This is a genomic window from Niabella digestorum, from assembly GCF_036409055.1.
GTDB lineage: Bacteria > Bacteroidota > Bacteroidia > Chitinophagales > Chitinophagaceae > Niabella > Niabella composti.
The window spans coordinates 182084-194713 of sequence record NZ_JAZGLY010000002.1 but is presented as its reverse complement, the minus strand read 5'-3'; the positions used below and the strand labels follow the sequence as shown (position 1 = coordinate 194713).

Sequence of the window (12630 nt, the reverse complement as noted above, 5' to 3'; positions counted from 1 at the left end):
ATCTCGAACGCAATTTGTCAAAGAATTTCGAAAAGTCCTATGTCACATCCTTCATAACAACACGGGATGCACTCTCCGCATCCAGATAAAGTATAGCATTATCATGCTTTCTCAATACAGTTGAAGGATATAGCTCAGAAATATCTTCATAAAGAGTTTGCTGTACCGCGATGGCTTTATTTTTTCCAGGAACGATACAAAACAAATGTGCTCCACTTAAAAGTGCCGGAATCGTAAGCGTAAGGGCATGCGTGGGGACCTGTTCTATACGTTCGAAACATCCGTCATTTACTTGCTGCCTGCGACTGGCTTCATCGAGATCTACAACCTTTACCCACTTGGGGTCGCTAAAGTCTGCAACATGAGGATCATTAAATGCGATATGGGTATTTTCACCTATTCCCATACATACAATATCTACTTTATACTCTTTCAGCAGTTGCTCATAACGTTTACATTCTTCCTCTACATTTTGAGCGCATCCATCGATATAAAAAACCTTACTAATAGGAACGTGACTAAACAGTCTGTCATTAAGAAAATAGGCAAAGCTTTGAGGATGCACTGCTTCCAATCCGATATACTCATCCATATGAAAAGCCACAACCCGGCTCCAGTCTATTCCTTGATAGTTGCGCAATCCATCCAGGAATTCATTCTGAGATGGCGCAGAGGCAAACACTACTGAAACGAGTTCCTTGTGTTCTAACAGATGCCTAAGCATCTGTCCTACCTCTACAGCCGCAGCAGCCCCCATTTCTTTTCTGCTACTGTACTTTTTGATTTTTAATCTATCTACATAATACTCTTTTTCCATTTTCAATTATCTTAAGAATATATAACACTTAACGTCTATCCGTAGGCTCTAATAGTAATTATAAATGTATCGCGAACTATTAGTTCCGATAAAATTTCTGATTCCCTTTATGGATAATATCAATCGGCATATAGAAATCCTTTTCAATATTTTCCTCAAACATGATATAGTGATATAAAGCCTTTACACCTCGATATGCCTGCTCCTGTGGTTTTTCACAAATTAAAAAGTCGATTATTTCTTTATTTAAATACTCAATATTTCGTGTAATAAAGTCATACCCTACTAAGAGAATATTTCCTTTTCCCTTTGATTCAAAATACTGTGCCACCAACGACACCCTTGAGTTGGTAACAAATACTAATCGGATATCAGGGTATTGTTGCAATACCTCATCCAGTCCGGCTTTTACAGAGTCATAATCTGTTTGTGTAAGATTTTTAGTAATGATGGTTTGAGATATTTGTTTCTCAATAAAGTATTTCCTGAAACCTTCTTCCTTACGCAAAATGTGGTGATCAGAAGCAACGTCTTTGGAAATATTCATGACGAGTATCTTGTCATTTTCGGATGTTAAATAGCGCACTAAATGTGCCACTGAATATCCACTGTAAAAAAGATCCGGACCAAAATAGCATAGGCTTTTCTGATTAGGGATATCGGAATTAATAAATACAAAGGGAATGTTGCGCTGCTGACATACATTGGTAAATGCTATAGCCTCTTCAATAAACGCCGGTGCCAATAACACTCCATCAATTTGCTCTTCCTGTAAAATCTGTTGATATCGTTCTACGAAAGACTTTCGGTCGTTCATATCAAAAAAGAACTTGCTTACTTTAACATCATACAGCTTAATTTCGTTTTCCGCTTGTATAATTCCCTGTAAAGGCACATCCCAATAATCTGTTTCATCCGATACGGCAGGAATGAGCGTAAACAAATGAATTGTTCTTCCCGATGCTAGACGACGCGCTAAAATGTTCGGCTGATAGTTCAATTCTTTTATAACAGCTATGATCTTCTCCTTCGTTTTTTCGGACACTCCACCCCTATTATGCAACACACGATCTACCGTACCGATCGAGACGTTAGCACGGCGGGCAATTTCTTTCACTCCTACTGACCTCTTCCCGTTATTACTCATATTCATATTTTATACAGATAAAATCGCAATGCATGTATCAGTATCAAAACACTTATACTTTTTGATAAACTAATTTTCCTTCTACAATTGTATACCTTACATCTACATTATTGTCAAACACGACAACATCAGCATCCTTGCCTACTGCAAGAGATCCTTTCAGACGCTCCCAGCCCATAATTCGAGCAGGAGTGTAGGTTTGCATTCTCACAGCTTCGACAAGAGGAATCTCAGCCATATGTACCATATTTTTAACCAACCGATTGGTAGTTGCTATACTACCTGCAAATGCTGAGCGGTCAGGTAATTGGGCCACCTCGTCTTCAATTATCACTGTAATTCCATTTTTCTTATCCCCCAAAATAGTTTCAGACGCTGTTGTTGCTGCCCCACGCATGGCATCGGTAATTAAAGCGATTCGATCTGGACCTTTAATTTTATAAACCAACTTCAGTAATGCTGCTGGTAGGTGTCTTCCGTCGGCAATCACCTCTACATCAATTTCATCAATGAGATAAGTACTCTCAATCACTCCGGCATAACGATAAGCGTTTTTTCGAAATACACCAGACATTGCCGAATAAAAATGGGTGGCCAGCGTATATCCATTTTCAAAAGCAGCTACTATTGCATCATAATCTGCATCGGTATGAGCAAAGGCAGCTAATATACCATGATCTCTCAAATATCTTCCAAACGCTAAGGCGCCAGGCAGTTCGGGCGCGGCACTCCATCGGGCAATAGATTTTCCAAATCTCTCGATAATTTCTTTGTATTCTTTTGGATCGGGATTCCGTATAAATTTCGGATCCTGCGCCCCTCGCTGATTCAATGAAAAATATGGCCCTTCCAAATGCATGCCCAAGAACCGAGCACCTTTGAGATTTTTCACAGAAGCTTTTTCATAATTAGATAGCACCTTCACCAATCCTTCTTTCTCACTCGTCAAAGTAGTGGGCGTCATCGCCGTTGTTCCGTATCGAGCATGTGTTTCGGCTATCGTAAGAAAATCATCGATTTCGCCATCCATAAAATCACACCCACCACCCCCATGCACATGAATATCAATAAAACCAGGAGCAATAAAATTTCCCTGCGCATCTATCTGCAAAGCATCGGCCTCCACTTCCACATTTTTCGATCCGAGTTCTACAATCTTCCCATCTTTAATGATAAGTGTGCCTTCTTTAATACATCGATGCGGACAGATCAATGTGCCATTATATATCTTTAGCGTGCCACTCATCTATATCAGATTTTAAGCTCCCAACCTCTTTCATATTCGCGGGACCACAGCTTCATAGCCTTTTCATTTCTTAAAATTCTTCCTGTTGAAGCATCTATATCCAAAGCTCCTGTTGTTCTTTGTGCAATATTTCCCAGCTGTACCAACAAAGTACTTTTGTGTCCTTCAACAATATCAGAGTTTAATGGTGTATTATCTTTAATTGCACTAAAAAAGTTTTGGATATGAATAGCATCCAAGTTCTGAGAAGGGTTGCTTAGGCTTCTCGCATCTACCTTAATGTCATTTTTTGCCTCTTTAATCAACTTCCCTTTCAAGTCATATATCTTATAAGTATTTCCACTTCCTATTTGCAAAGACCCCTGTTCTCCGTAAAAGATCACTCCTACAGCAGCACCTTCGCTAGGCGCACCATTGCAGCTTCTTCCTTCCCAAGTAATGGAACAACCATTTCCGAATTCTATTCCAATAGTTTGCGTATCAGGTGTTTCCCAATCATCTTTATAACGATATCTACCACCTACAGAAGTAACCTTTGTAGGATAATCAGCTTGCAAACCCCATCGAGCCAGATCCACAAAATGGGTACCATTGTTCAATGCTTCGCCGGTACCCCAATGCCAAAACCAGTGCCAGTTATAATGAAGAATATTATCCTTGTAAGGACGTCTCGGGGCCGGCCCCTGCCAGAGTTCATAATCGAGCCAGTCTGGTACAGCAATTTGCTTACCTATACCAATGGAGGGACGGTTATTGGTGTACCAAGTTCTTGCAAAATACACCCTACCAATTACCCCATTATGCAAAGCTTTAATAGCTTCTACTACATTAGGCCAAGACCTTCTCTGATTACCAATTTGTACTACATGTTTATATTTCTTAACAGCCTCTATCAATAGCTCTCCTTCGCGAGGATTATGACTGCAGGGTTTTTCTACATAAACATGTTTTCCTGCTTTTAATGCCATGACGGTAGCAGGAGCATGCCAGTGATCGGGAGCTGCGATAACTAAAGCATCTACCTGCTTATCTTCTAAAGCTTTTCTAAAATCTTTCTCTTTCTTGGGTGTCTCCGATTGTCTTTCTGTTACGGTAGCAAAACATTTATCGATAGCCCTACGGTCGACATCGCAGATATAGGTTACCACCGCATTGGGTTGCATAGCAAAATTATTGGCCAATACTTGTCCGCGCGAATTTACGCCCATTACTGCAATATGAAAGCGCTCATTAGCACCTACTATATTGCGATAACTTTTGGCGCTAAAACCGGGCAGTACGCCACCTATTGAAACTGCCGCAGTACTTAATGAAAGCTTTTTAATAAATTCCCTACGAGATGTTTTCATTGCTCTAAATTTTATAATTGTTATCCGGTAATTTCAGAAAGTTTTACTTCACGACCATTTTGTTTTTTACTCAAATCCGCCGCTTCCATAAAAGCGCAGATTTCTAGAGTTTGCCGATAATCGAAAGGCGCCACACGGGTATCGAAGAACTCAACAATTTTTACAAGCAACGGGTCATATCCTCCATAACGCCCTAAAGTCATGTTGCCCTTTTCGCCAAATGCAATACCACCATAATCACTCTTTCCTTTTCGAAAACCTCTGAAAGTTCCCAACCGCCCATCCTTCCATCTTCCTACAGCGACATCGGCATCCTGGGCATGAACGCGAACAACGCTTTCGCATCCTATTCCCATTAAAGCAAATAAAATTTCTACACCATGAATACCATACCAAAACAAATCGGGATGCGTACTTTCCAAATGAGCCGGACTGTAAGTATCAGCACCTAACACTCGTCCTATTTTTCCAGTATTGAGAATTTCCTGAACACCGCTTAAATAGCGCAAAGAAGAGCTAGAAAAAACTGGCACGTTGTATTGAGCGGCGAGCTCAAAAATCTTTTTCGCATCACGATAAGATGCCGCTATAGGCTTATCAATAAAAACAGGTTTCTTAGCTTTAAATACCTGAATGGCCTGCTCCAGATGCACCCGACCGTCATTACTTTCGAGCAAAACCACATCTACTTTACTTAACAACTCGGATATGGAGTTCACGATTTCTACTCCATACTTTTTTACGGTTTCAGTATACTCCGGAACTCTTGATACTGAAGATTGAATATCCTTACTGCCCTGCGGATAAGCCGCTACTACTCTATATCCTCTAAATTCAGGTTTGGGCTGCTCGGCGTTTAAAGATTTTGTAAAAGCAATACTATGAGAAGTATCCAAACCGATAATACCAACTCGCTTACCCGCTTGTGGTATTACAGAAAACACACTGCTTTTTCCAAAGACGGATGTCCCTAATGACACCCCTATTCCCATGAAAGCAGATGTTTTTATAAACTGACGCCGGCTTTGAAAAATTTTCATCTCAACAAATATTTATGGTTTAAACTTTTATTTTGCAACTTTAATCTTTATTGAGGCCGTCAAGCAGATGATCCACCTTCTCCGAAACGCGCTTTTTAGTAAGCAATCCGCATCCTGCATACACAATAAAAGATGTAATGATAGGACCAGAAATTTCCAGCGCCAATGGCACGTTCGAACAAAACTTCATTATAATAAATGTAAGCAATCCTAAAGCAATAGAGAGCCACACTGCCGTTCCGTTACTATGTTTAAACCAAGGCAATAATCCAAGAATCATCGGAATACTGATTGGGCCTGTAAGAGCGGCAAACCAGCTTAGTATTAATCCGATTACTCCACCGAATGACTCAGCGTAAAATGCAAGAATTACCGTAAATAATACAAAAGTAAAAGTGGTAAGCCGAGCCAACATCAAAAGCTTCTTGCGGTCAAAATTTCTAACACGTTTATTAATCGTAGGTAAAATATCTCTAGTAATAACAGAAGCAATCGTATTAGAGTCGCCTGCCGTCATGGTCAATGTTGTGGAAAAAAGCGAGACAAACATCAACCCTAAAAGGCCTGGTGGCAAGAACTTAAGTGCCATCACGGAGTAAGCTTTTTCGGTATTCTCCAGATTTGGGAAAAAAATAGGCGATGCAAACATCGGGAAGAATAATATTAAAGGCCAAATGAGGTATAATGCCGATGACAACAATGCCGCTTTTTTAGCCTCCTTCCCTGTAGGAGAAGAAATAAAGCGCATGGCCAAACTCCAAAGTCCCCCACTGTACGTTAATGTGTTGATGGAAAGTATTGCCAATACAAACCAGAAGGTATAAGGCTCTCTAAAAATCTGCGAATTCTCGGCAGGCAAGCGATCCCATAATGTAAAAAAGCCACCGACACCGTCTCCTAATTCTCTCAACACTAATACCATCATGATGATGCCCGATGCCAACTGAATAATAAAAGATAGAAAATCATTCACTACATCCGCCCAAACACCGCCTAGCACAACATAAATTAGCGTTACACATCCAGATAATGCAATGCCTGCAGTGATACTCAATCCGGTAAATGCATTCAACAAAATGCCTATGGCTGCCCATTTGGCAGCTACATCAAATATCTTAATAATAACTCCCGTCCAGGCAATTAATTGTTGTGCGGGTATACCATAACGGGTAGCCAGATATTCAGTGGGAGACTGCACTCCAAATTTTTCTCTTAAGCGCGCCCATCGCGGAGCAATGAAAAACACAGTAAACAACATTCCTATTGCAATAGTCATGGCCCACCATACGTACACCACAAAACCATGTGTGTAAGCAATAGAAGCATAAGCAACAAAAACAGCTCCGCTATATCCCGACACATGATGCGAAACTCCCGTTAACCACCAGGGAAGCTTTCCTCCTGCCGTAAAAAAATCAGAAGAAGACCCTACCCGTGTATATCCGTAAACTCCTACAGAAACAAGGAGGACAATAAAACCTACGATGCTGATATAATCAATGGTTTGCATAAAAAGAAATGGCAATAGACAAAATGTGTACGTACACGAATATAAATATAATTTTTAAAACATTCTAAAATGTTTTACTAACTATTCTCAAATAATATCTCAAGACGGACATATTAAATTGAAAACCAACTAGAAAAGAAAGCATTGATTTTTTCTTAACAGATATTTTTGATTTTAATGAAAAATAAATATATTTGGATAGAATTTTTTTAGGACAATATTCCGTGTACGTAAACGGAATTTATTTTGCGTCAAACCTGTGTACGTTAACGGAAAGCTGAGAGAGAAAGTAAAGGACTTGCTTAATGATTGTCATTGCCATATTCACCATAAGATCTTTAGCTAAAGAGAAGGACCTATAAATTTTACTGAGAGATTTTGGCGGGGACCAATGTGCGCTAGAATAAACATAGTTCCAAACGAAAATCAGATTAGGGGAGATTGTATCGATAGTATTTGACTAACTACGAAGCATTCATTCAAAAGTATCTTTAAAAAGCACTCTATTTACATCATAAACTTAACATCATAAAGATGAAGATCCTTAACACACTCCAACAAGGCCTTACCCGCTATTGCATCAAAAATGCTGTCGGGAAACAGCAATTCATCCATCTAAAAATCTGCATGGGTATTATTATAGCATTGGGCACTACTGGCAAAGCTCACGCAATGCTCTCTCCTTCTTATCCTCTTATCGCTTCCCATTTGGCTTTACAACAAAATATATTAGTAAAGGGGATAGTTATTGATCAAGAAAGTAATCCATTAGCCGGAGTTTCAGTTACGATAAAAGGAACCGCCACCGGAGTTGTTACAGATAACAATGGAAGATTCTCAATTCAGGTTAAAGACAAAGAGACGATTTTAGTATTTAGTGCAGTAGGCTATCTGTCTCAGGAACTCAAAGTTGACAATAATACCAATATTCAGATTACACTTATTAAAGAAAGCTCATCCCTAGATGAGGTAGTCGTTATCGGCTATGGAACTGTAAAAAGAGGTGATCTAACAGGAGCTGTAGGAGAAGTAAACGTAAATGATCTTACTAAAGCTCCCGTAGCATCTTTTGATCAAGCCTTAGCGGGAAGAGTTGCAGGGGTTCAGGTATCCGCAGCAGAAGACGGCCAACCCGGTCAGGGAATGAACATCGTAATCAGAGGGGCTAACTCTTTAACACAAAGTACGGCTCCATTATATGTTATTGACGGTTTTCCGATGGAAAGTCCGCAAACGGCCGGCATCAATCCAGAAGACATTGAATCTATCACGATTTTAAAAGATGCCTCTGCAACCGCCATCTATGGATCACGCGCCGCAAATGGAGTTGTGGTTATTGAAACCAAAAAGGGCAAATCAGGAGCCCCCACCCTTGCGCTATCTGCTTCGGTGGGCCCACAACAAATAACCAAAAAAATGCCCATGTTGAGTGCGTACGAGTTCGTTAAATATGAGATTGAACGATATGGGCAGGATGCTGTAAGTTCTTATACCCCCGGAGACCTGCCTACCGATCACCCCAATTACGATCCTCAAGGAAAAACATTAGAATCTTACAAAAACATCAAAGGTATCGATTGGCAAGACCAATTATTTAAGAAAGGTGTTACACAGATTTATAACTTATCACTTAGAGGTGGTAACAGAGATACCAAATACTCTATTTCCGGTTCTGTGTATGACCAAGACGGTATTGTCATTAATACCGGCTTTAAACGCTATCAATCAAGGATCTCGCTTGATCAAACTATAAGCAAAAAATTCAAAGTAGGTATAAATGTAAACTATAGCTATCAACTAGCTTATGGACAGATACTGGGTAGAACCAGTGCCACATCCAATACTACTATAAGCGGTTATTTACTGTATTCCGTTTGGGGATATAGACCCGTTACAGGAAGAGAAGGACTTCCTGATTATAACGATGATTTAATTGACGATATCATAGATTCAGAAGCCGAGGCTGAGGCCGGAGATTTTCGTATCAATCCTATCATCTCAGCAAGAGAAACACTGCGCAGGAGAAAAACCCACAACCTACTTGCTAATGCGTATGCAACATATGAACTAGCCAAAAACTTAGTACTGAAGGTTACGGGAGGTATGAACGGAGTTATGACACGTAATGATGAATTCTATAACAGTAAAACAATAAAGGGAGCCCCCGTTAGCTTACGCCCTAATAACATCAATGGAGTGAATGGTTCTATCAGAAACTCTCAACGATACGAATGGCTTAATGAAAATACATTAACTTATACCAAAAGATTCAACAAATCTCACCGACTGGAAGTAATGGGAGGTATGACACTTCAAAGTGTTCGTACCACATCTGACGGATTCTCTGCCATACAAGTTCCTAACGAAGAGCTAGGAATTAATGGGCTATCACAAGGTACTCCTTTGGAAACCTACACAGGAGCAAGTGAAAACAGGTTACAATCTTTATTTACCAGACTTAATTATAGTTTCAAATCAAGATACCTGCTAACCGCTACCATGAGGGCTGACGGGTCATCTAAGTTCGCTCGTCCGAACCGATGGGGATATTTTCCTTCTGCAGCATTTGCATGGCGCATGAAGGATGAAAAATTCTTAAAAAATGTTGAAGCTATTACTGCAGCCAAGCTGAGAATCAGCTATGGGGTAACCGGTAATAACCGCGTGAGCGATTTTGCATACTTACCTGCCGCCGAATGGAATGACTTAGGAAGCTACTCTTTCAACAATGTTCGGTATTATGGATTAGGGATAGCAAGACTCAGCAACCCCAACCTCAAATGGGAAAGTACTGCGCAGTTCGACGTGGGGTATGACCTTAACCTATTTAAAGATCGCATCAGCTTCGTATTCGATTGGTATAGAAAAACCACTTACGACCTCTTGCTAAATGCCGAGTTGCCTTATAGTACAGGATTTAGCAATTCGTACAAAAACATAGGAAAAGTGCGCAATGAAGGTCTGGAGTTTACTTTAAATACTGTAAATATTCAGACTAAAGACTTTACCTGGCAGAGCAACTTCAATATAAGCTTCAACAAGAACAAAATCATGGCACTCTCCGATAATCAAGAAAATCTTACTTCAAGAATCACCTCCTTCGTAAGCCGCATCGCACAGGAACCTATTTACATTGCAGAAGTAGGCAAACCTGCAGCCATGTTCTATGGGCTTATCTGGGACGGGGTGTATCAATATAGCGATTTTAACGAAGTTGCTCCTGGCGTATATGTATTAAAACCAGAAGTGCCTAATAACGGAGACACAAGGGAATCTATAAAGCCCGGAGATATCAAGTATAAAGACCTTAATGGAGACGGAGTAGTAGATGCTAACGATAAAACTATCATTGGTCGAGGTCTCCCTATCCACATAGGAGGATTTAGCAATAACTTTAGCTACAAAGGTTTTGACTTAAATGTTTTCTTCCAGTGGTCGTATGGAAACCACTTAATGAATGCCAATCGTCTTATTTTCGAAGGAAACATTACCAACATTCACCACGTTAACCAGTTTGCAAGCTGGGCCGATCGATGGACACCCGACAACCCGAGCAACACGATTCACAGAGCAGGGGGTGGAGGACCACAAGTAATTTCATCTAGAACCATTGAAGACGGTTCATATCTGAGACTGAAAACAGTGTCTCTGTCATATACACTTCCTACTTCACTGTTAAGAAGAATGAAGATCAAAGGTCTAAGCTTAAGTGTAGCAGCTCAAAATCTGTATACATGGACCAAATATTCGGGATTGGATCCTGAAGTATCTGTACACAATTCGGTACTTACTCCAGGATTTGATTTCTCGGCATATCCTCATCCAAGAACACTTGTATTTGGCCTTAAAGCAAACTTTTAAAAATTAAATAAAATAACTTCAATATAGAGTCACTATGGAAAAGATTAAGACCTTATTAGCAATACTGTGTCTCACTCTAGGAGCTTCCTGCTCTAGCTTCTTAGACACAGAACCTGAAGATTTCCTATCACCGGAATTCTTCTACCAAAACGAAAGCCAGATTCATACGGCACTCGTTGGTGTCTACAATAAGCTATCAGACACGCGAGATGGTGCTCCACTGTATGCCTCAGCCTATTTTACATTTATGGGTACCGAAGGTGACGATGGATTCTATAGAAAAGGTCCGGAATCTGCACTACCCGGACAGTTTATGTACAATCCCAGCGCGCCACATGTTGCCAACTTATGGAGAGCATTATATGAAGGTATCAATCTGGCAAATGTATTATTGGAGAAACTGGATGACGCCGATATGGACGATAGAAAAAGAGAAATCGTAAGAGGTGAAACGCTATTTCTGAGAGCTTACTACTACTTTTTGCTAGTATCTAATTACGGTGATGTGCCGTTAAAATTAACGTCCTCCACTACACCCTATAACACCGATATGGAACGCACTCCCTCCCACATCGTATATCAGCAAATTACCGAAGATATGGAAAGAGCCTATGATCTAGTAGAAAGCGCTACCGAAGTAGGGTTTGGAGGAAGAGTCAATAAATCTGCAGTTGCAGGAATATTAGCACGTGTTTATTTGTATTGGGCCGGAGAACCTCTTAAAGACCACAGCAAATACAAAAATGCCAGAGATTGGGCTTATAAAGTAATTCAATCGGGAGAGCATGCATTAAACCCTTCATTTGAAGATGTTTTTGTAAAACTTGCTGCCGATGCTTACGATATTAAAGAATCCATCTGGGAGGTAGAATTTTATGGTAACCGTACCGACCGTCCCAGACAAGCCGGCATGTTGGGGAATTATATCGGTATTGTCTCTAATAACGATTCTATTGGTAGAAGCAATGGTAATATTTGGGCATCAGGTAGACTCTATAATTTATACAAACCCGGGGATTTACGAAGAGATTGGACCATTGCTCCGTATAGATTTAATCCTACAGAATCCACTAATAGAGAATATTTTGCGGCAACTCAAATCTGGACTAGATATGCCGGAAAATACAGAAGAGAAAAAGAAGTATTCTTCCCGAAATCAGTAGGATATACTCCTATCAACTTCCCTCTATTAAGATATTCCGATGTACTACTCATGTTTGCCGAAGCTGATAATGAGGTAAACGGGGGTCCTACACCTGAAGCCATAAAGTATTTCAATATGGTACGGAGAAGAGGTTTTGGCTTTCCCTTTTCAGAAGCAGATTTGCAAGTACCTAACCCTGTCAGCGATTTAACAAATGATGAAAAATCAGATAAATTATCATTCCTAGAAGCGATACAAGATGAACGCTCCAGAGAACTTGCATTTGAGTGCTTACGCAAGTACGATTTAATCAGATGGGGAATTTATATATCATCCATGAAAGCTTTATCTAATCTTTATCTTACTTCAACTACCCCCTCAACTCCATCTACTCAGGCGAGAAATGTTGCTACAGCGTTAGGCATGATTAGCGATCGTCATAAATTACTTCCTATACCTACACATGAAATGATGTTAAACCGAAAACTGGTTCAAAATCCAGGATGGTAATTAACC

The 12630-nt window shown here is 40.1% G+C and carries 8 protein-coding genes; 2 read left to right on the top strand and 6 right to left on the bottom strand.

The window, feature by feature from the left end; translation table 11 throughout:
* Nucleotides 1-37: 37 nt before the first annotated feature.
* The 6 genes from V2H41_RS03520 to V2H41_RS03495 form a co-directional block, all read right to left on the bottom strand.
* Nucleotides 38-817 (bottom strand): glucosamine-6-phosphate deaminase, encoded by a 780-nt coding sequence (locus tag V2H41_RS03520; protein ID WP_330973743.1) that lies wholly within the window; start codon nt 815-817, stop codon nt 38-40.
* A 79-nt stretch (nt 818-896) separates the two neighbouring features.
* Nucleotides 897-1970, bottom strand: a complete 1074-nt coding sequence (locus tag V2H41_RS03515) for a LacI family DNA-binding transcriptional regulator (RefSeq protein WP_330973742.1) — start codon at nt 1968-1970, stop codon at nt 897-899.
* Nucleotides 1971-2016: 46 nt separating this feature from the next.
* Complete coding sequence (gene nagA, locus V2H41_RS03510; protein ID WP_330973741.1) at nt 2017-3210, bottom strand: N-acetylglucosamine-6-phosphate deacetylase; 1194 nt, start codon at nt 3208-3210, stop codon at nt 2017-2019.
* A 5-nt stretch (nt 3211-3215) separates the two neighbouring features.
* Nucleotides 3216-4559 (bottom strand): Gfo/Idh/MocA family protein, encoded by a 1344-nt coding sequence (locus tag V2H41_RS03505; RefSeq protein ID WP_330973740.1) that lies wholly within the window; start codon nt 4557-4559, stop codon nt 3216-3218.
* Nucleotides 4560-4579: 20 nt separating this feature from the next.
* Nucleotides 4580-5599: a Gfo/Idh/MocA family protein gene (locus V2H41_RS03500; protein ID WP_330973739.1), complete on the bottom strand. Its 1020-nt coding sequence runs from the start codon at nt 5597-5599 to the stop codon at nt 4580-4582.
* 40 nt (nt 5600-5639) lie between these two features.
* Complete coding sequence (locus V2H41_RS03495) at nt 5640-7109, bottom strand: sodium:solute symporter family protein (RefSeq protein WP_330973738.1); 1470 nt, start codon at nt 7107-7109, stop codon at nt 5640-5642.
* Between the two features lie 534 nt (nt 7110-7643).
* Between V2H41_RS03495 and V2H41_RS03490 the strand changes: the two genes are divergently transcribed.
* Both V2H41_RS03490 and V2H41_RS03485 read left to right on the top strand, forming a co-directional pair.
* Complete coding sequence (locus tag V2H41_RS03490) at nt 7644-10970, top strand: SusC/RagA family TonB-linked outer membrane protein (RefSeq protein ID WP_330973737.1); 3327 nt, start codon at nt 7644-7646, stop codon at nt 10968-10970.
* 34 nt (nt 10971-11004) lie between these two features.
* Nucleotides 11005-12624 carry a RagB/SusD family nutrient uptake outer membrane protein gene (locus V2H41_RS03485; protein ID WP_330973736.1) on the top strand — a complete coding sequence of 540 codons (1620 nt, stop codon included), beginning with the start codon at nt 11005-11007 and terminating at the stop codon, nt 12622-12624.
* Nucleotides 12625-12630 lie beyond the last annotated feature (6 nt).